The 19,024-nt window shown below is 62.9% G+C and carries 19 protein-coding genes and 1 tRNA gene; 16 read left to right on the plus strand and 4 right to left on the minus strand.

Going from position 1 to position 19,024, the window contains the following annotated elements; translation table 11 throughout:
* Nucleotides 1-92: 92 nt before the first annotated feature.
* Entirely contained in the window at nt 93-1,280 is a 1,188-nt protein-coding gene (gene folP, locus BMX94_RS09195; RefSeq protein WP_091005867.1) for a dihydropteroate synthase, read from the minus strand.
* 265 nt (nt 1,281-1,545) lie between these two features.
* Between folP and BMX94_RS09200 the strand changes: the two genes are divergently transcribed.
* From BMX94_RS09200 to holA, 16 genes are all read left to right on the plus strand, one after another.
* Nucleotides 1,546-1,620 (plus strand) — tRNA-Asn (locus BMX94_RS09200).
* A 220-nt stretch (nt 1,621-1,840) separates the two neighbouring features.
* Nucleotides 1,841-2,725, plus strand: a complete 885-nt coding sequence (locus BMX94_RS09205) for an ABC transporter permease (protein WP_286160073.1) — start codon at nt 1,841-1,843, stop codon at nt 2,723-2,725.
* Nucleotides 2,726-2,790: 65 nt separating this feature from the next.
* Nucleotides 2,791-3,897 carry an ABC transporter ATP-binding protein gene (locus BMX94_RS10785; RefSeq protein ID WP_286160074.1) on the plus strand — a complete coding sequence of 369 codons (1,107 nt, stop codon included), beginning with the start codon at nt 2,791-2,793 and terminating at the stop codon, nt 3,895-3,897.
* A gap of 242 nt (nt 3,898-4,139) precedes the next feature.
* Nucleotides 4,140-4,697 carry a bifunctional pyr operon transcriptional regulator/uracil phosphoribosyltransferase PyrR gene (pyrR, locus tag BMX94_RS09215; protein ID WP_091005814.1) on the plus strand — a complete coding sequence of 186 codons (558 nt, stop codon included), beginning with the start codon at nt 4,140-4,142 and terminating at the stop codon, nt 4,695-4,697.
* The gene (locus BMX94_RS09220; RefSeq protein ID WP_091005816.1) at nt 4,697-5,632 is read left to right on the plus strand and encodes an aspartate carbamoyltransferase catalytic subunit; all 936 of its coding nucleotides are present in this window, start codon (nt 4,697-4,699) and stop codon (nt 5,630-5,632) included. Before pyrR ends, BMX94_RS09220 begins: the two co-directional genes overlap by 1 nt.
* Nucleotides 5,616-6,908 carry a dihydroorotase gene (locus BMX94_RS09225; RefSeq protein WP_091005818.1) on the plus strand — a complete coding sequence of 431 codons (1,293 nt, stop codon included), beginning with the start codon at nt 5,616-5,618 and terminating at the stop codon, nt 6,906-6,908. The genes BMX94_RS09220 and BMX94_RS09225 overlap by 17 nt, the downstream gene beginning before the upstream one ends.
* Nucleotides 6,909-7,727 (plus strand): dihydroorotate dehydrogenase electron transfer subunit, encoded by an 819-nt coding sequence (locus BMX94_RS09230; protein WP_286160075.1) that lies wholly within the window; start codon nt 6,909-6,911, stop codon nt 7,725-7,727.
* Nucleotides 7,721-8,647, plus strand: a complete 927-nt coding sequence (locus BMX94_RS09235; protein ID WP_091005820.1) for a dihydroorotate dehydrogenase — start codon at nt 7,721-7,723, stop codon at nt 8,645-8,647. The genes BMX94_RS09230 and BMX94_RS09235 overlap by 7 nt, the downstream gene beginning before the upstream one ends.
* Nucleotides 8,641-9,363 carry an orotidine-5'-phosphate decarboxylase gene (gene pyrF, locus BMX94_RS09240; RefSeq protein WP_091005822.1) on the plus strand — a complete coding sequence of 241 codons (723 nt, stop codon included), beginning with the start codon at nt 8,641-8,643 and terminating at the stop codon, nt 9,361-9,363. The genes BMX94_RS09235 and pyrF overlap by 7 nt, the downstream gene beginning before the upstream one ends.
* A gap of 221 nt (nt 9,364-9,584) precedes the next feature.
* A complete protein-coding gene (mihF, locus tag BMX94_RS09245) occupies nt 9,585-9,893 on the plus strand; it encodes an integration host factor, actinobacterial type (protein WP_059054191.1) in 309 nt (102 codons plus the stop codon).
* On the plus strand, nt 9,893-10,486 hold the full coding sequence (gmk, locus tag BMX94_RS09250; protein ID WP_091005823.1) for a guanylate kinase: 594 nt from the start codon (nt 9,893-9,895) through the stop codon (nt 10,484-10,486). The genes mihF and gmk overlap by 1 nt, the downstream gene beginning before the upstream one ends.
* Nucleotides 10,473-10,757, plus strand: coding sequence for a DNA-directed RNA polymerase subunit omega (locus tag BMX94_RS09255; protein ID WP_091005825.1), 285 nt, complete (start codon nt 10,473-10,475; stop codon nt 10,755-10,757). Before gmk ends, BMX94_RS09255 begins: the two co-directional genes overlap by 14 nt.
* A gap of 3 nt (nt 10,758-10,760) precedes the next feature.
* Nucleotides 10,761-12,011: a tRNA uracil 4-sulfurtransferase ThiI gene (thiI, locus tag BMX94_RS09260; protein WP_091005827.1), complete on the plus strand. Its 1,251-nt coding sequence runs from the start codon at nt 10,761-10,763 to the stop codon at nt 12,009-12,011.
* Between the two features lie 557 nt (nt 12,012-12,568).
* On the plus strand, nt 12,569-13,324 hold the full coding sequence (locus BMX94_RS09265) for a ComEA family DNA-binding protein (RefSeq protein ID WP_218138480.1): 756 nt from the start codon (nt 12,569-12,571) through the stop codon (nt 13,322-13,324).
* 253 nt (nt 13,325-13,577) lie between these two features.
* Nucleotides 13,578-15,797, plus strand: a complete 2,220-nt coding sequence (locus tag BMX94_RS09270; protein WP_177171406.1) for a DNA internalization-related competence protein ComEC/Rec2 — start codon at nt 13,578-13,580, stop codon at nt 15,795-15,797.
* A 51-nt stretch (nt 15,798-15,848) separates the two neighbouring features.
* On the plus strand, nt 15,849-16,817 hold the full coding sequence (gene holA / locus BMX94_RS09275; RefSeq protein ID WP_091005832.1) for a DNA polymerase III subunit delta: 969 nt from the start codon (nt 15,849-15,851) through the stop codon (nt 16,815-16,817).
* A gap of 95 nt (nt 16,818-16,912) precedes the next feature.
* Here the strand turns inward: holA and rpsT are convergent, their stop codons facing one another.
* The 3 genes from rpsT to BMX94_RS09285 all read right to left on the minus strand — a co-directional run bounded on the left by rpsT (nt 16,913) and on the right by BMX94_RS09285 (nt 18,998).
* Nucleotides 16,913-17,176 (minus strand): 30S ribosomal protein S20, encoded by a 264-nt coding sequence (gene rpsT, locus BMX94_RS09280; protein ID WP_091005833.1) that lies wholly within the window; start codon nt 17,174-17,176, stop codon nt 16,913-16,915.
* A 380-nt stretch (nt 17,177-17,556) separates the two neighbouring features.
* Nucleotides 17,557-18,123, minus strand: a complete 567-nt coding sequence (locus BMX94_RS10555) for a hypothetical protein (protein WP_143052309.1) — start codon at nt 18,121-18,123, stop codon at nt 17,557-17,559.
* A gap of 143 nt (nt 18,124-18,266) precedes the next feature.
* Nucleotides 18,267-18,998 (minus strand): response regulator transcription factor, encoded by a 732-nt coding sequence (locus tag BMX94_RS09285; protein WP_177171407.1) that lies wholly within the window; start codon nt 18,996-18,998, stop codon nt 18,267-18,269.
* Nucleotides 18,999-19,024 lie beyond the last annotated feature (26 nt).

Here is a 19,024-nt window from a genome sequence, read left to right on the forward strand (position 1 = left end):
GACGTCAACGTGAACAGCGTTCATGTTGAGGAGAGGAGCCGAGACAGTCAAGTAGGAGACTGCAGCCTGCATGTGACCGTCACAGCTTGTTGCTACTTGAGCGCGGCGGTCTGCGACAACTCAACTTTGGTTGCCGCCGCGTCGAGTGCTGAGTCAAGCTCATGTTGGAAGGGGATGCGGTCGAGCGCCGTCTCTACCTCAAGCTGTAGTTGCCCGCCAGGCAAGTTCGCGTTGGAGCCCCTCACGCGCGTGAGGGGCATGGCGTCGACTGCCTCGACTGCCTGCTGTGCGTCCTTCTCGGCAGCGGGGGAGAGCAAGAGCGTGACCCGCGAGGTCCATGGCTCTGACGCTGCCCAGAAGCCGTCAAGTGCCTGCGTCATGCCGGGTACGTTGTGGACGCGCAGGACACGGGCACCGCGCGCCACCGCAGCAAGCGAGATGCCTATGGTCGCGTCGTCGCGAGCGGGGGCGCTTGCGACGCCGCTCACGGTACCCACGAAGCGCTTGCGCGACACCGCGCACATGAGGGGATAGCCAAGGCTGGCAAGGTCTTGCGTGGCGCGGAGAATGACGATGTTGTCCTCGGCGCTCTTGCCAAAGCCCACGCCGGGATCAAGGCAGATGCGGGATGCGGCGACGCCGCGCGCCTCGAGGTCGCGCGCGCGATTGAGGAGGTAGTCCTCGAGAAGCGACATCACGTGGCTGGAGTCTGGCAACAGGGGTTTGTCTCCGCCGGCCTCCCACGCGCGGTTTCCGGCAGAGGCGCCGTTCATGAGTGCAGACAGGTCGTCCTTCTCGGCAGACGCCATGACCGCCGAGCTCTTGGTTGCCGTGCCGGATACGGGACCTGAGTGCATGACCACGCAGCCGCAGTCCGACGTTGCGGCTACCTTGACCATGCGCGGGTCAGAGAAGCCGGTGACGTCGTTGATGATCTGGGCTCCTAGGTCAACGCAGCGCTGCGCGACCTCCGGGTGACGCGTGTCTATTGAGACGAGTGCGCCCTCGCGCACGAGCCAGCGCACAACGGGTTCCAGGCGCTGGAACTCCTCGTCTGGTTGTACCGGCGTGAAGCCGGGGCGCGTGGACTCGCCGCCCACGTCGATGAGGTCGGCGCCGTCGGCCAGCATCTGGGACGCCGTGGCAATCGCCGCCTTCGGGGCGTTGTGCGTGCCGCCGTCGGAGAAGGAGTCCGGTGTCACGTTGAGCACGCCCATCACGCGGGGGCGCGAGAGGTCGAGGGCAACGTTTGAGCAGTTCCAGGTGGGCGCGATAGGCATGGCAGTCTCCATGGGTACATGGCCGGACCGCCCCGAGCCTTGCTGTGCGGCGCATTTGCGTCGGCCGGGCGCGGTTGGCCCGGCGGGATTCATGATACCCGTGAAGGCCGGTGACGGCCAGCGGCGAGCCGCGGGCGCGCCGACGGGCCTGGCGACGGCCTCGGACGATAGGCGACCGGCGACGGGCCGCGAGAAAAGAAAAAAGTTCAACTTGAGGGTTGCATCCCTCGGAGCGATTCGTATAATTACTTCTCGCGTTGAGAATTCCCCGGTGGCGCAGTGGTAGCGCAGCTGACTGTTAATCAGCGTGTCGCAGGTTCGAACCCTGCCCGGGGAGCCAGAGATTTCGCAGGCCAGATGGCAATTTGCCGTCTGGCCTGTTTGCTATCTCGCGGGATTATTCTCCCCGGCAATGGAATCCCACTCCCCGGCAATGGAATCCCAATGCCGGGGAACTAAATCCCGTTTCTGTGACAGGGCTGGGCCTGTGCTAGCATCAGAAAGATATTCGACAAGAACGGGCGCCGCTTGCCCGTACAACTCCTTTGACGGGAGGAACCTTGGCTTCAGACATCGAGCCTGCTGAGAAGGACATGGCCACGGCCCCAGAGGAGGCGCCCGCCCCACAAGCCCCCGCGCATACAACCTCGGCGCGCGACGCGTGGTATCCCGCTGGCAAGCGTGACCTCTTCATCCTCCGCGAGCTTGTCTCAAAGGACTTCAAGCTCAAGTATCGCCGCAGCGTCCTGGGTGTCATCTGGAGCGTGCTCAACCCGCTCCTCATGATGATTGTCATGTCCTTTGTCTTCTCGTTCTTCCTCCGCTACGCGGACATCCAGCACTACCCGCTCTACCTCATCGTTGCCAACATCACCTGGCAGGTCTTCTCCGACTCCACCAACGCCGGCATGATGTCGATCATCGAGGCCGCACCGCTACTCAAGAAGGTTCGGGTGAAGAAGTCCGTGTTCCCCATCGAGAAGGTCCTGTTCTCGCTAGTGAACTTCCTCTTCTCGCTTATCGCCGTCTTCATCGTGATGATCTGGGAGGGCGTGGCGCCAACTCCTCTCATGTTGCTCGCGCCCGTCTGCATCGTGCTGCTCATGCTCTTCTGCGCGGGCCTCTCCCTGCTCCTCTCGGCGCTCGCCGTCTTCTTCCGTGACCTCGTCCACCTGTGGAGCGTCCTGCTCATGGCGTGGATGTACGCCACCCCGCTCTTCTGGCCCGTCTCCATGATCGAGCAGGTGCCCTTCCACGTTGTCCGCATCCTCATGTACGTCAATCCCATGTACAACTACGTAACCTTCATGCGCGACACCGTCATCTACGCGACGATGCCCTCCGTCGAGGTGGTCGTGAGCTGTGTTGTGTGGGCGCTCGTCTCGCTGGCCCTGGGCTACGCGGTCTTCCGCTCCCACGAGCGCCGCTTCATCCTCTTCATCTAGTATCTTGGCCGCTGGCCGCCCTGCGCGGTCGCTTGCGGCCCAAACCGTAAGGTCAGGTGGCACACGTGCAGGACACCCTCAATCTGGACAACGGCGGCAGCGTCTTTCTCGGCCTCTCGTCGACCTCCCTTCGCGTGGGCGACAAGCTCCAGGTTACGCCGCACTTCCGTGGGGTCGAGAAGGAAGACTACCTCTGCAATTACGTCTGGAACCTCGACGGCAGCTGGGAGAAGGGCGACTTCGACTCCACCATCGAGCACGTTGGTCACACCATCCCTCAGTACAGCTGGGAGTTTGTGCCCGACAGGCCCGGGCGCTACCGCATTGCTGTCGACATCGAGGACTCGCAGGGGCGCTTCAAGGGCAACGTCGAGCGCTGGATCATCGTTGCAGGTAAGTATGGCTTCCTGCGCCCGCCCGTTCCGCCAGCGGACGCTCCCACGGCGGTTCTCGCCGACGACGTATCGATGATCTTCAACATAGCGTCCGAGCAGTTCAACTCCCTCAAGGAGTACTTCATCGCCGCCGCGAAGCACGAGCTCACCTTCAAGGAGTTCCGCGCACTGGACCACATCTCCTTCGAGGTCAAGCGCGGGGAGGCCTTTGGCCTTGTGGGCACCAATGGGTCCGGCAAGTCGACCATGCTCAAGATCATCGCGGGCGTGCTCGAGCCCTCCGCGGGCAAGGTCGACGTCCACGGAACCATCGCGCCGCTCATCGAGCTCGGTGCGGGCTTCGACATGGAGCTCACGGCCAAGGAGAACATCTACCTCAACGGCGCGCTCCTGGGCTACCGCAAGGACTTCATCGACGAGCACTTCCAAGACATCGTCGACTTCGCCGAGCTGGACGGCTTCATGGACATGCCCCTCAAGAACTACTCCTCGGGCATGGTCGCGCGCATCGCCTTCGCCATCGCCACGGTGACCGAGCCCGACATCCTCATCGTCGACGAGACACTCTCTGTTGGCGACTTCCTCTTCCAGCAGAAGTGCGAGCGTCGCATCAAGGAGCTCGTTGAGTCCGACAACGTGACCGTTCTTCTCGTGAGCCACGACATCAGCCTTGTTGAGCGCATCTGCGACCGCGTGTGCTGGATCGAGAAAGGCCACATGCGCATGATTGGCGAGACGGACGAGGTCTGCGAGGCGTACCGCTCCCTCCAGCGATGAGACAAAGGGAGTTTCCCTTTGTCTCATCTGTGAATCGCGCGTCCTTCATCAAAGTTGGCATTCGTGCCGCCAGTTCGTGGTAAAGTTTCCTCGACCTTTAAGCGCGCACGAGATGCCCGCAAGGCTCAGGGAAGTCCGCACAGCTACCGTGTGTGGTCCACCCAGACACATGGCCTTCCATCATGGGATGTCTCGTGCCGGCTTACGTCGGTTCGGACATCTTTTTTCTTGAAGGGAGTCCCATGGGAGAGCCAAGGCTCAAGGCCGTCATCATGGACGAGCAGGCCATGGAGCGCGCCACAACGCGCATCGCTCACGAGATCATCGAGCACAACGAGGGCTCGGCGAACATCCAGGTGATTGGCATCATTCGTCGCGGAGAGACCCTTGCCAACCGCCTCGCGAATGAGATCGAGAAGATCGAGGGCACGCGCCCCCCGGTGGGCTCGCTCGACATCAGCTTCTACCGCGACGACGTCATGCGCCACATCCAGCCCGTTGTCCACGGCACCAACATTCCCTTTGAGATCGACTCCAAGGACATCGTCCTGGTCGACGACGTCCTCTACACCGGCCGCACCGTGCGCTCGGCGCTCGACGCCCTCATGGACTACGGCCGCCCCAAGTCGGTCCAGCTTGCCGTGATGGTCGATCGCGGCCACCGCGAGCTGCCCATTCGTGCGGATTACGTTGGAAAGAACGTCCCCTCCTCGCACGAGGAGGACGTGCGCGTGTGCGCGCGTCCGCTCGACGACCACGACGCCGTCGAGATCTGGGGCATCGAGGGAGGGGAGAGGTAATGCTCTCGGTCAAGAACCTCATTGACACCTACAGCCTCACGGCGGACGACATCACCCAGATCCTGGACACCGCCGCGTCGTTCGAGTCGGTGAACAACCGTGCCATCAAGAAGGTGCCGGCGCTGCGCGGCCGCACCATCGTGAACCTGTTCCTGGAGCCCTCCACGCGCACCAAGAGCTCCTTCGAGCTGGCCGAGAAGCGCCTCTCGGCAGACTCGCTCTCCATGGGCGGCAGCACCTCCTCGGTGGTCAAGGGAGAGAGCCTCGCCGACACCATCCAGACCATCTCCGCCATGAACGTGGACATGTTCGTGTGCCGCGCCAAGCTCGCAGGCACCCCGCAGCGCATCACCGAGAACACCGACGCCGTGGTCATCAACGCCGGCGACGGCAAGCACCAGCACCCCACGCAGGCCATGCTCGACCTCTACACCATTCGCAAGAACTTTGGGCACCTCGACGGCCTCAGGGTCGCCATCGTGGGCGACCTGGCGCACAGCCGCGTGTGCGGTTCTCTCGCGCCCGCGCTCAAGACCATGGGCGCCGAGGTCACGCTCGTCGGCCCCCCAACCTTCCAGGTGGACGACCCGGACTGGTTTGGCTGCCCGCAGACGGCGAGCCTCGACGACGTGATCGAGGACATGGACGTCGTCTACATGCTGCGCGTCCAGCTCGAGCGCATGGAGGGCGCGGCAATCCCGTCCCGCCGCGAGTACAACCGCCTCTACGGCCTCGACATGACCCGCGTGAACCGCATGAAGCCGGACGCCATCATCTGCCACCCCGGCCCCATGAACCGCGGCATGGAAATCAACGCCGACGTGGCCGACTGCGCCCGCTCGCGCATCCTTAACCAGGTCAACGCGGGTGTCCTCACGCGCATGGCCGAGATGTACCTGCTTCTGGGAGGAGAGAACAATGGCCTTTCTGCTTAGGGGCGCTCACGCGGTCGATCCGCAGGTCGACCTCGATAGCGTCTGCGACGTGCTCATCGACGACGGCAAGGTCGCTGCCGTGGGGGAGGGCCTCGAGCCCCCCGAGGGCTGCGAGGTCATCGACGCCCGCGGCAAGTACCTGGTGCCCGGCCTCGTCGACATGCACGTGCACTTCCGCGACCCCGGCTTCGAGTACAAGGAGACCATCGAGACCGGCGCCCGCGCGGCCACGCACGGCGGCTTCACCGACGTGGCGACCATGCCCAACACCGACCCGGTGACCGACACTGGTGCCGAGATTCGCTATCAGCTCGACCATGCGCGCCAGGCTGGCCTCTGCCACGTTCGCCCCATCGGCGCGCTTACTGCTGGCGAGAAGGGCGAGCAGCTCGCAGAGATCGGCGACATGGTCATGGAGGGCGCCTGCGCCTTCTCCGATGACGGCCATGGCGTCCAGAGCGCCGGCATGATGCGCACCTGCATGGAGTACGTATCGCAGTTCGACCGCGTTGTCTCTGCCCACTGCGAGATCGAGACGCTCACCACGCACGGCGTGATCAACGAGGGCAAGGCCTCCACGCGCCTCGGCATGTTCGGCTGGCCCGCGCTTGGCGAGGAGCTCGAGATCTACCGTGACATCGAGCTGTGCCGCCTTACTGGCTGCCCGCTGCACATCGCCCACATCTCCACGGCCAAAGGCTTGGACCTCGTGCGCAAGGCAAAGGCCGAGGGACTGCCCGTGACCTGCGAGGTCACCCCGCACCACCTGTTCCTGAACGAGGACGACATCACCCCCGCATACGACACCAACCTCAAGATGAACCCGCCCCTGCGCACTCCCGAGGACATGGCGGCGCTCGATGAGGGCATTCTCGATGGCTCGATCGACTGCGTGGTTACCGACCACGCGCCGCACGCCCCGCACGAGAAGGACTGCGAGTGGGAGATCGCCTTCTTCGGCACCGTTGGCCTCGAGACCTCGCTGCCGCTCATGCTCACCAAGCTCGTCAACACGGGCCGCATGAGCTGGAAGCGTCTGGTCGAGGTCATGGCCGTGAACCCCAGGCAGATCCTGCGCCTCGCCCCCGTGCGCATCGAGCGTGGCTCGGCCGCTGACCTCACGCTCATCGACCCCACGTCCGAGTTCGAGGTTACGCCCGACTACCTCGTGGGCAAGTCCAAGAACTCCGCCTTCATGGGCTGGCGCCTCACCGGCCAGGCGACCGACGTCTTCGTGGACGGCCGTCGCACGCTGGCCAACGGCGTGGTGGCCTAGGTGAGGACGACAAGGGACAGCGCCCGCGCCCGTCTCCTCGGCTTCCAGGTCGTCTCGAACGACCAGGTTGCCGAGGGGGCGTGGTGCATGGTCTTCAGGAGCGAGGTGGCGGCGCTCCTCGCCCCGGGCGAGTTTGTCGAGATCTCCGTTCCGTGTGACGCCTCCCAGGTCCTGAGGGTGCCGCTCTCGTTCTCGCGTGCCGATGCCGCGGCTGGCACCGTGCGCATCGAGTACTCCGTCGTGGGCGACGGCACGCGTCGCCTCTCGCTCATGCGTCCTGGGGACGCTTCCACGCTGGTGGGGCCCTGCGGCCATGGGTGGAGGCTCCCTGGCGGAGAAGGACGCTCGCTTCTCGTTGCGGGCGGCATTGGGCTTCCGCCCGTGCTCGCTGCGGCGGAGATGCTGGCGGCGGCGGGGCGCCCATTCGACGCCGTGGTGGGTGCTCAGCGTGGCTCCAAGCTGGTGGGCGTTGACGTCGATCTCCTTCGCGCGGCGGGTTCGGCAGACCCCGAGTGTTGCGTGGTCGTGTGCACCGATGACGGCAGCCTGGGGCGTGCCGGCTTCACTACCGACGCCATGGCCGACCTTCTCGCCGAGCGCACCTACGAGACGGTCTTCACCTGCGGCCCCACCGTCATGATGGCGGGCGTCGCCCGCCTCGCCGAGGGCGCGGGAGTTGGCTGCCAGGCGTCCCTCGAGCGCATGATGGGCTGCGGCTTTGGCGCGTGCAGCTGCTGCAACGTTGCCATGCGCGACGGAACGAGCCGCTCGTGCTGCATGGACGGGCCCGTCTTCGATGCCGGGGAGGTGGCGTGGTGAGCAAGGTGAACATGGCCGTCGACCTCGGCGGCATTCGCATGAAGAATCCCGTGAACACCGCTTCTGGCACCTTTGGGCACGCCTGGCAGTTCGAGGGTTTCTACGACGTGGCGCGCCTGGGGGCCGTGACCTGCAAGGGCGTGGCTGCCGAGCCCTGGCCCGGGAACCCTGCGCCCCGCGTGTGCGAGGTCTCCTCGGGGATCCTGAACTCCGTGGGCCTCGAGAACCCCGGTGCCCGAGCCTTTGCCGAGCAGTACGGTGCGTACCTCTCCGAGCTGGCGTCTCGCGGCTGCGCGGTCATCGTTCAGGCTGTGGGGCACTCGGTGGACGAGTGCCGCCGCTCTGTCGAGCTCTTGGACGAGGTGGCGCCGTGGGCCGCGGGCATCGAGGTCAACATCTCGTGCCCCAACCTTGCGCGCGGCGGCCGCCTGCTTGGGGGCACGCCCGAGGATGCGGCAGAGGTCGTCTCTGCCGTGAGAGCGCTCACGAGAAAGCCCCTCCTCGTGAAGCTTGCGCCGGCTCGTGTGGGCGAGGTTGCCCGCGCCTGCGAGACCTCTGGCGCCGACGCACTCTCGCTGGTCAACACCGTAAACGCCATGTCCATTGACGTCCACACTCGCCGCTCGAGGCTCTCTCGTCCCACCGGCGGCCTCTCCGGCCCGGCAATCCATCCCATCGCCGTGCGCATGGTGTGGGAGGCCGCGCAGGCGGTGGGCATCCCCATCAACGGCATTGGTGGCGTGGCCTCGGGAGAGGACGCCGCCGAGATGATTCTCGCGGGTGCCACAACGGTCTCGGTTGGCACCGCGAACCTCTACGATCCCACCGCCGCGTCCCGTGTCCTCGACGAGCTCGAGGCATGGGCAGGCGAGCAGGGCGTGTCCGACATCAACGAGCTGATAGGAGCCTTCGAATGCTAAGCGAGAACGAGGCGCGCGACGCCGTCATCGTCGCGCTGGACTGCGACCGCGACCGCGCCATCGAGCTTGCCGACACCCTCTCGGGCGTCGCCTCGTGGGTCAAGGTCGGCATGACGCTCTTCTTCCGCGAGGGACCCTCCATCGTGCGCGCCATGCAGGACCGCGGACTCTCGGTCTTTCTCGACCTCAAGGTCTTTGACATCCCGTTCCAGGTGAGGGGTGCCGTCGAGTCTGCCTCGCTCTCGGGGGCGGACATCCTCTCCATCCATGCGCTCGGCTCCTCCGCCATGGTCGCCGCCGCACGCGAGGGTGCCGAGGCTGCCGCCAAGGAGCGTGGGGGCAAGCGCACCCAGCTCGTCTCGATCTCTGTCCTCACGAGCATGGACCAGTCCTCGCTCGAGGAGATTGGCATCGAGAAGCCGCTCAAGGAGGAGGTCGCGCGCCTGGCGAGCCTTGCCGTGGGCGCCGGCTCCGACGGCATCGTGTGCTCTCCGCAGGAGGCAGCCGAGATGCGCGCGCTTCTCGGTCCCGACGCCCTCATCGTGACGCCGGGCGTGCGTCCCGCCGGTGCTGCCGTGGGTGACCAGCGCCGCGTTGCCACACCAGCGGCTGCCATCGCTGCCGGGGCATCAAAGCTCGTGGTTGGTCGTCCCATCACGCAGGCGGACGATCCTGCCGCCGCCATGCAGGCCATTGTCGACGAGCTACGTCAGTAGGCTGCATCCGAGCCGCTGGATGCAAAAAGCACCGTTTGTGTCGTCTCAGCGGCTCTTTGTGGCGCCCAGATTGTGTGTAGGCTGCATTCCTGCTGCTAGTAGTCACAAAGGGCTTGTAAACTGTACGAGGAATTGGCAAACTAGCTAGTTGTGTCGCTGGGGCGGCCCGTAGGTTCCCTCCCAGCCCCTCACAACAGTTTGTCTCGATGTTTGGAGGAACAATGGCTCTACCCCAGCTTACCGATGAGCAGCGCAAGGAAGCCCTCGAGAAGGCCGCCCAGGCTCGCCATGAGCGCGCCGAGCTTCGCGAGAAGATCAAGAGCGGCAAGGTCACCCTCGAGGAGGTCCTTGACTCCGACGACCCCATTGCCAACCGCATGAAGGTCTCCGCGCTCATCGAGTCCCTCCCCGGTTACGGCAAGGCCAAGGCCGCCAAGATCATGGACGAGCTTGGCATCTCCGCGACCCGTCGCGTCAAGGGCCTTGGTGCCCGTCAGCGCGAGCAGCTCATCGAGGCGCTCTCCAAGTAGTGGGACGCTCCGCTAGGCTCTTCGTCGTCTCTGGACCGTCAGGCGTGGGCAAGGGTACGCTGGTCGCGAAAGTTCGCGGCGACCGTCCCTCGCTTGGCCTGACGGTTTCCGCTACGACAAGGTCTCCCAGGCCCGGGGAGACCGATGGCGTCTCGTACTACTTTATGGATGACGCCGAGTTCTCTCGCCGGGTGAGCCAGGGCGAGTTCCTCGAGTGGGCCAACGTGCACGGCCATCGCTACGGCACGCTTCTCTCCGAGGTGAGAAGGAATCTCTCTGCGGGGAGGTCCCTCATCCTGGAGATTGACGTCCAGGGTGGTCTCAACGTGCGCCGCATCCACCCGGATGCTGTTCTCGTCTTTATCGAGCCGCCCTCGATGGATGAGCTTGAGCACCGCCTTCGCGGTCGTGGTACCGAGGACGAGTCGTCCATCGAGTGCCGTCTTGAGAACGCGAGACACGAGATTGAGCTTGGCGAGTCCTACGACGTGAGGATTGTGAACGACGACCTCGAGCGCGCCGCACAAGAGCTGGAGCGCACCATCGACCTGTACGAGTCAAATGGAGGATCTACCAAAGATGTCAGTGATTAAGCCCGAGATTGACACCCTGCTCGAGAGGACCGAGCACAACCCGTTCCTGCTCTGCTCCGTTGCGTCCAAGCGCGCCTGCGACATCAATAACATGCTGCGCGGCCAGCACCTCCGCGTGACGGCCATCCAGGACTTCGACGACATCACCACCGTCGCGTCCGGCAAGGACTCGGTCTCCATAGCCATGGACGAGATCGCCGACGGCACCCTGGGCTTCGTCCAGGATGACTTCGACGAGGCTATTCGCGGCGAGAACGCGGGCATTCAGTAGGCCATGACCGAGAGACTCTGCCTGGTCCACTACCACGAGATTGGCCTTAAGGGAAAGAATCGCTCGACCTTCGAGAACCAACTCGTGACCAACCTTCATCGCGCACTCAAGGCGTTCCCCATCTCCAACATCCAGCGCATCTCCGGCTACATTGTGGTTGAGTCCGAGGATCGCATGGCTACACCCGAGATGGCGCATGCCATTGCCAAGGTGCCTGGTGTCGCGCGCGTCTCGCTCGCCTACAAGTGTGGGCTCGACGAGGGCGAGTACAACGCTGCCGCCATCCGCGCGCTCCGCGAGGCTGGGGACTTCTCCACGTTCAAGGTTCATGCGCGTCGCAGCTCGACTACGTATCCCGTGCACAGCATCGATATGAACCACATCGTGGGCTCCGCGCTCTGCGAGGCCTTCCCCGACAAGCTCGTGCAGATGCACGATCCCGACGTCACCGTGGTGGTGCACGTGGTTCAGGGGTCGACCTTCGTCTACGCGGCATCGATGCCTGGCGTAGGCGGGCTTCCCGTGGGTACCGCCGGCAAGGTGGTGACGCTCCTCTCGAGCGGCTTCGACTCGCCGGTGGCCACGTGGATGGTGGGGCGCCGCGGCGCAACCTGCATTCCCGTGCACTTCTCGGGTAGGCCCATGACGTCTGACACCAGCGAGTACCTGTGCCGAGACATTGTCGACGCGCTTGCTCCGTCTGGCGTGGTGGGTCGCATGTACGTGGTGCCCTTCGGCGAGTTCCAGCGGCAAATCTCGCTGGTAGTGCCGCAGAGTCTGCGAATCATCATGTATCGCCGCGTCATGTACCAGGTGTCGGAGAGAATCGCACAGCTCGAGGGCGCCAAGGCCATCGTGACCGGCGAGTCGCTGGGCCAGGTGGCGTCGCAGACGCTTGACAACATCGCGGCGGTGAACCAGGCGGTCACCATTCCTGTGTTGCGGCCGCTCATTGGCTCTGACAAGCAGGAGATCATTCGTCTTGCGCAGGAGCTCGGGACCTACGACATCTCGTCGCAGACGGCACCGGACTGCTGCACGCTGTTTATGCCGCGACGCCCCGAGACGCACGCGCGCATGCGCGAGGTGCTTGACGCCTGGGAGCTCTTCGACCACGAGGCCATGGTGAACGCGCTGGTGGATGCCGTCGAGTACGAGGACTTCCCGCAGTGCCCGAGCTACCACGCACCCAAAGGCCCGCTTCGGGCGCACCACTCGTCGCTTGCGCCCAGGGATGACGCGCCTGCGCAGTGACGTGCGAGTTGTTGGTGCGAGAAGGGTTCGCGACGGCGCCGGTGCGGGCGCCGTCGCGGGCCGGTTTGGCGCCACAGCTGGGGTTTCTTACGGGGTTGCTGCCAATAGTCACCCTGTGGCGCCTGCCATCGCGCCGTCACCGCGCCGGTAGCCCCACGCTCGCGGAGTTTATCGCTATTTCTCAAAAACGCTACTTGCCAACTGGGCAAACGCCGGGAGAGTTTCAGAGAAAGCGATATTCTCTGCAAATGATAGGTTTAGGTTGAAGGGCGGTGAGATTCCGTCTCTGCTTTGATCCCATGTTGATGACACGCGATGACACGCTAGAACACCCCTCTTCCAGCGCCGAGAAATCCTACCGTTCGTACCTGCCCTAATGCCGTGAACGGTGTAGCGCGAGACCAGTATCTTGGCTTTTCGTATATAGCCTTTCCTGCGATAACAACAAAATCTGTCAGGTTGGTGTCACCAGGCTGTCGGCACCGTGTCGGACTTTCTCAATAGCTCGGCAAATCGCCCTGCCCATGCCCCCATCATCGATGTAGGGGGTGGTGGGCATGGCACAGGCATCGACACCAGGAACAAAGAGCGGAAGACGCGCTCGTCGCACGATGCAATCACTGGCGAGACGAGCTGGTTTCTCTCCTGCCAAGAAGGTGGGAATCGCGGGCGTTGTGCTCGTTGTGCTGATTGTTGTGATTGCCTGTACGCGTGTGGCTTTTGGGTCTCAGGGTGGCTCGTTCTCCGTCGAGCGCGGCGAGAGCGCTGTTGCCGCGGATTCTGCCCCTTCTGAGATGGCAGCGCAAGATGAGAGGACCGACTCCGCGAGCGACACCGTTCCCCAGGAGCCTCCCACCGTCGTGATCCATGTTGACGGCATGGTGGCAAACCCGGGAGTCTACCGGCTTGTAGGAGAGTCGCTTCGCGTACAGGATGCCGTCACGGCAGCGGGCGGGCTAGCGGAGGGCGCGGATACCTCAATGTTGAACCTCGCCGCAACGGTCTCCGATGGCGAGAAGATACATGTCCCAGCCATAGGGGAGGAGAACCCCGCTTCGGGAGGGGCGGCCGCCTCGTCTTCTGGGGAGGTTCCACCAGGTGGGTCGGAAGCGACGCCCAGCGGCATCGTAAACATCAACACAGCGACAGCTGCCGAGCTCACGGCGCTTCCCGGCGTTGGCGAAGCGACCGCCGCAGAGATCGTTCGTGACCGAGAGGCAAACGGGGCGTTTACGAGCGTTGAGGACCTCATGCGCGTCTCGGGTATTGGCGAGAAGAAATTCGCCAAGCTCAAGGAGAAGATCCGTGTCTAGGGGAGGAGGGGGGTCTGCAAGCGGTGTGCCACGTCTGCATGCGGCGGAGACATGCGATGCCCACATGCCGGCAAAGCCCGCAATCCCCGTGACGCTCTGGGCACTCGTGGCAGCCATCCTGGTAGAGCGCATAGTCTTGCGCAATGGGACGATACCCTTTGCCAATCTTAGTGTCGTCCCGTGGATTGCGGTGGCACTCTGCTTCGCTTCGGGCGCTATTGGGGTGGCTTTGGTCAGATGGCAATCCATAAGTATGAGTATCCGTCATGCATCCCTTGCCCTCGCGCTTGTTCTCGTTACGGCGCTTGCCGGTGCGCTTTTGGCCTGGCTTGCGCTGGGGCGGGTGAGGGCAGCGACAGACGCGCTCTCGACGTCACCGGTCTCGGCGTGGACGCTCGAGGTCGAGGGAGACATGACGGAGAGCGAGCGCGGGTGGCGTGGACGCGCTCGCGTACTTGGTGACAATAACGTCGAGGTAGGACGGGTATGGCTCAGTTCCCCGAATCGCCTCGAATGCGGCTCTTTGGTCACCTGTGTGGGACGGTTCCGGCCAAATGGAGATGACGAGTGGGGCACCACCTCGCGCATGCAGGGGCTTGCTGGCACGGTTTCAATCGTGCGCGTCTCGTCCGAGAGTCAGGCGAAGGGATTGCTCGGCGTCGTGCTGTGTGCAAGGCGAGCAGTGCTTGCGTCCTTCTCGCCCTACGAGTCTGACGGTGCTGCCGTGCTTGCCGGCAGCGTCTGCGGTGACCGCGCTCCCATAAACTCCCGCAAGCTGGACTGCGCGTTTGCGACCTGCGGCGTCTCTCATCTGGTCGCCGTGTCAGGAGGGCACTTGGCGATTCTCGCCGGTGCGCTTGCAGCGCTTCTCGGCAAGACAAGCATGGGACCAGCCGCGAGGGGCTCTCTCGCGCTCGGTGTGATTTGCCTTTTCATCGTCTTCTGCGGGGCGCCTGCGTCTGCCGTGCGTGCGGGCATCATGAGTTGCATCTCGTTTGGCGGGTCACTTGTGGGGAGAAGGTCTCATGCGCTCTCCTCCACATGTGCGGCGGCCCTTGTCATGGCGCTTCTCGACCCCTTTGTCACTGGCCAGCTGGGGTTTCTTCTTTCGGTTACCTCGGTAGTTGGGATCTGCCTCTTTGGAGGTTACGCGAGCCACGCTCTCGACGTGTTCACGAGCGGGTTGAGGCGCTCTGGCAGATGCTCGACGACAGTAACGCACGCCCTTGTGCGCCTGCTCTCAACGGCTTGCGAAGCCCTGGGAGTCTCCCTTGTCGCCCAACTCTTCACGTTGCCACTGACCGTCCCCGCATTTGGCGAGGTGTCGCTCATCGCGCCGTTAGCGAACCTTATGCTAGCCCCTCTCTTCACAGCCCTTGTCTCTCTGGGGCTGGTCGCAGCTGTGCTTACGCCCTTGACCGCACTGCAGGCTCCGGTTCTCACTGTGGCGACGACGGTCTCGCAGGGGTTCTGCGGTGCGCTCTCCGCTCTAGCGAGACTCCCTCTGGCGTGTCTGCCCATGGAGGTAAATGCTGCCCCCATGCTTGTGGCCCTCGTTGCCACCAGCGTCGCTCTCTACGGATTCTGGCCGGTTCCCCGGCACCGCCATCTTGTTTGTGGCGTTGCGGCGCTGGCAGGCGCATTGGTTCTCACCTTGCTTGGCCTGCGTCTGCTGCAGCCCGCAAGGGTATGCGTGCTGGATGTGGGGCAGGGAGATGCCATCCTTGTGGCCGATGGCAGCTCGGCAGTGCTTGTGGACACGGGGCCCGGCGCCGCGGCCTCGCAGGCGCTTGCGCGGCAGGGCATTATCCACCTGGACGCAATCGTTCTCACGCACCTCCACGATGATCATGCTGGTGGCGTGGACGATCTTGTGGGACGCCTAGGTTGCGACCGAGTCCTTGTGGCCGAGGGCGTTGCGGGCCAGATTCCCAAGGACCTCTCCGAGAGTATCGGGCGGCTCTCGGGCCATGCGGCAGAGGAGGTCTCCTACGGGGATACCCTCCGTGTGGGTGCGTTCTCGCTGCGCGTGGTCTCGCCCGACGCCACGGTCGACGGCACCGAGAACGCAGACTCGCTGGTGCTTGCCCTCACCTACGAGCATGGGAGCAATAAGCTCACCGGCCTCCTTACAGGAGATGCCGAGAAGGACGAGATGAGCGCCTGCCAGGCGAGAGGCGACGTTGGGGACATCGACTTTCTCAAGGTGGGTCACCACGGCTCCGAGATTTCTCTCACCCCGGTACAGGCAGCGTTTCTCGACCCTGAGGTTTCCGTCGCGAGTGCAGGCGAGGGCAACAGGTACGGCCACCCGCGCGAGGAGTGCGTCGAGGCACTTGAAGGGGTAGGCTCGGCCTTTCTCTGCACCAAGGACGTGGGAACCGTTACGGTCTGGCCTGGTGCCAGGGGACCTACGGTCTCGACGGAGCGCGCGGTAAGGAGGGACGCGGCAGCTATGGCATCTGGCCTGTGATGAAGCCTGGTTTGTGGCAAAGTAGGGAGGTCAAGACGATGGAGGGAATGCATGGCAAAGACGGCAAAGCTGCTGCCGGCATACTTGGTGGTTGGTGCAGACGAGCTAAAGCGAAAGAGCGCAATCACGCGTCTCAAGGGCTATCTGGACGAGGGGCTGGCCGCCTTCAACCTCGACGAGATTGCCCCCACGGCAGATACGGATCCCACTGCCGTGGTTTCGTCTCTCAACACGATGCCTGTGGGCAACTCGCCTCGTATCGTAATCATCGATCCTGCCGACAAGCTCCCCAAGCCAGTCTCGGAGGCGCTTGTTGCATACCTGAAGGATCCCAACCCCGCTTGTACGCTGCTTCTCTCGGCAACCACGTTGGCAAAGTCGACGCGTCTCTACAAGGCGGTTGCGAAAGTGGGACCCAAGGCGGTCATCGACTGCACGCCAGCCACGAGAAGAGACCTCCCGGGCTACGTGCAGAAGCTCGCGCGCTCGCATGGCCTTGACATCGACCAAGACGCCGCTCGGGCGCTCGTGGACCGCGTGGGAGAGTCGACCACCATGCTCGACACCCAGCTTCGAACGCTCTCTGCGCTCAAGGGCGGGCAGGGCCAGGTGACCCGCGCGGACGTCGAGGGGAACGTGGCGCGCGTCGCAGAGGTCAAGCCCTGGGAGTTTCTCGACCGCCTGAGCGAGAAGGACGCCCGTCGCTCGCTAGAGCTCTATGCGTTGCTTCGAGGCTCATCGCAAGTGGGTCTTCTCACGCTCGTGACCATCCGGATCCGCGAGCTCATCTGCGCGCGCTCGCTTGATGCCAGGGGCGAGGGTGCGGGAGTCGCTCGGGCGCTGGGCAAGCAGGACTGGCAGGTGAGGAACTACGTGCGTTGGGCTCGTCGCTTTGCGCCGGGAGAGCTCGAGCGTGACCTTGCGGCCTGCGACACCTGCGAGCGAGCCCTCAAGGGTACGGGAGACGCTGGCTCTGCGTTTCTCTCGCTCATTACGACCATCTGTGGGGCTGGCAGATAGACATCTCGTCCGCTGGCTGCACGCCCGCTCTTCTCAAAAAAAGAGCCCGGCTTGTGCCGAGCTCCCAAAGTTACGTGCATCTCAGAGAAGCAACGCTACTTCATCGAGTTGACGAGCTTCTGGACGCCAGACTTGCGGTCGGCGGCCTGGTTCTTGTGGATGATGCCCTTGGCGGCAGCCCTATCGAGCTTGCGGCAAGCGGCGTTGGCGGCAGCCTGGGCGGCATCGGCGTCGCCGGCCTCGACGGCGGCGTGAACCTTCTTGACGTAGGTCTTCAGCTCGGAGCGGACTGCCCTGTTGCGCATACGGGCCTTCTCGGCGGTGATGATGCGCTTCTTCTGAGACTTGATGTTTGCCACGGTGCGGATCCTTTCGAAAATCTTGTTCCTAGAGGCCTCTTAAGAACTAGGTAGGTGGGAAGTGGGGGTTCCGCACCAGACACGGCGAGGTCAACTCAAAGAGTATAGCAGAGCAAACGCTTATGGAACCCTCTATTTGCGCCGATGTGCTGGCTTTGATTGTTCATCGAGGATTATTCACATGTTCTCGCGAGGAGGATGCGAATCTACCTCAGGATTCTAGTCGTTAAGGACTAGTGGAGCTTATTCCTTAGCAGCCACGCAATTGCCATGATGGCAACAATAATGCAAATAAGCACCGGTGCATATGTCACGAGAATAGTGATGATAAGCTCAGGAAATCCAAGCCCGTATATCATGGCCACTCACTTCGATTGCTCTTAGTAAAAATGCCCGGTGAACGAAGCGTAAAACTCACAATAGAAATCTCCGACATAGGTTGAGATGTCAGCTACGTCGCGCATTTCTGCGTGATAATAGATGGCATTCGTTCTTCCGCCATCAAGTATTGCACGGTTGTAGTTTGAGCTAATAATTCTGCCAGCCGAGATATAGATAGCAGCCCAGTTAAACGGTGATATTTTCCCTGCTGAAGTTACCCCATAATTTGCGGAAATGATAACTGTGTTCGGTAGACCTGCAATTATCAGGTTCTTTGAAGTGCTTACGGTACGCTGAGATCCAATGGCTCGAGATGCACCGGGAAATACCCGTTGTGCCTCATCTTCGAGGCCATAATATACAGGTTCGCCTTGAAGTGCCGCTCGCCTGACGGCCCCTTCCCACCGGCAATGAGCCTCCTCACTTCCTGGAATCAATAATGCATCCGAGGCGCCAGCCTCCTCTGCTCTTGCTACGTTGGGCGAAATTGTCGCCAGTGCAAATGCACTCGCTGCGATAGTGATCAGCTCTCTCCGCGATACATTAATACTATCGAAATCAAGCATGGGCTCACCCCTTCGTAGTAATCATTGCTGCTGTGCAACGCGTTGCGGCTACAAAGTAGCGAATTAGGTTGTGGCAAATCTGTCACAAGCGAAAGATGCTACAAAGATTGGCTCGCAGACGGGGCGTTTGACTGGATGAGCGGTTAGGTCGCTACCACTAATACCACGCTTGCCTTCCAGCCGCCCTTCAAGTTGTAGCCGGAAGTGCAGCCCTCTCCCCAGGAGAAGGCGGAGACGCCCGCCCCAAGTCCCGCCGCGCCTTTCACATTCTTGATTTCGAGGACCTTGCCCGAAGGTAACTCGGATGCCTGCGCTTCAAATAAGGGACAAAAGCCCGCCTGAGCGACCTCAGAAGCTGCTGCGTCCGCGCGCATGCCAACCACATTTGGGAGGTCGCCATAGTCCGTGGAGATAGTGCCGGAGGGAGAGTCTAGGTAGCCTTTATCCTCGAAGGAATGGGCTGGCAAAAGCAATAGAGCAACCAATGATAATGCCAAGCACGCAATAGTTGCGAGGACAATCCTTCTCGTGGCGCCTGCGTTCGTCTTGCGGCGAGAAATCTCTGCACGTGAGCATTCAGAGGCCGGTGCGTTGTCGGCAGTATCCGTCGCATTGGCATTCCGCGTGACCGAGGTAGCCTCCGCCCTCGCCTGAGGAATACTCAAGAACTCTGATCGTGTGGAGACACCAAGTTTCTTGTATCCGCGCTGTCGGTAGGTGCCAACGGTCGAAGGAGTTACCCCCATGAGCCGTGCAGCCTCCTCAGCAGTCAATCCTTGGGCAACTGTACGTAAAGCTTCTGCCTCACGCTCGGATAGACCAGCCTCAGACAGCAGCTGCTCGAAGCCAGGAGTGCACTTCTCACTCGCGTCCAAAGTCGCTCCTCTCGCATGCCACGGGA

Source organism: Olsenella sp. KH3B4, assembly GCA_900111695.1.
Classification (GTDB): Bacteria; Actinomycetota; Coriobacteriia; order Coriobacteriales; family Atopobiaceae; genus Tractidigestivibacter.

Excerpts from the sequence above, each read along its gene's own strand:
- pyrR (WP_091005814.1), top strand. The coding sequence starts at position 4,140 with ATGGGAGAGCCAAGGCTCAAGGCCGTCATCATGGACGAGCAGGCCATG.
- thiI (WP_091005827.1), top strand. The coding sequence starts at position 10,761 with ATGACCGAGAGACTCTGCCTGGTCCACTACCACGAGATTGGCCTTAAG.
- BMX94_RS10555 (WP_143052309.1), bottom strand. The coding sequence starts at position 18,123 with ATGCTTGATTTCGATAGTATTAATGTATCGCGGAGAGAGCTGATCACT.
- BMX94_RS09225 (WP_091005818.1), top strand. The coding sequence starts at position 5,616 with ATGGCCTTTCTGCTTAGGGGCGCTCACGCGGTCGATCCGCAGGTCGAC.
- BMX94_RS09265 (WP_218138480.1), top strand. The coding sequence starts at position 12,569 with ATGGCACAGGCATCGACACCAGGAACAAAGAGCGGAAGACGCGCTCGT.
- BMX94_RS09270 (WP_177171406.1), top strand. The coding sequence starts at position 13,578 with ATGAGTATCCGTCATGCATCCCTTGCCCTCGCGCTTGTTCTCGTTACG.
- BMX94_RS09220 (WP_091005816.1), top strand. The coding sequence starts at position 4,697 with ATGCTCTCGGTCAAGAACCTCATTGACACCTACAGCCTCACGGCGGAC.
- holA (WP_091005832.1), top strand. The coding sequence starts at position 15,849 with ATGGCAAAGACGGCAAAGCTGCTGCCGGCATACTTGGTGGTTGGTGCA.
- mihF (WP_059054191.1), top strand. The coding sequence starts at position 9,585 with ATGGCTCTACCCCAGCTTACCGATGAGCAGCGCAAGGAAGCCCTCGAG.
- folP (WP_091005867.1), bottom strand. The coding sequence starts at position 1,280 with ATGCCTATCGCGCCCACCTGGAACTGCTCAAACGTTGCCCTCGACCTC.
- pyrF (WP_091005822.1), top strand. The coding sequence starts at position 8,641 with ATGCTAAGCGAGAACGAGGCGCGCGACGCCGTCATCGTCGCGCTGGAC.
- BMX94_RS09255 (WP_091005825.1), top strand. The coding sequence starts at position 10,473 with ATGTCAGTGATTAAGCCCGAGATTGACACCCTGCTCGAGAGGACCGAG.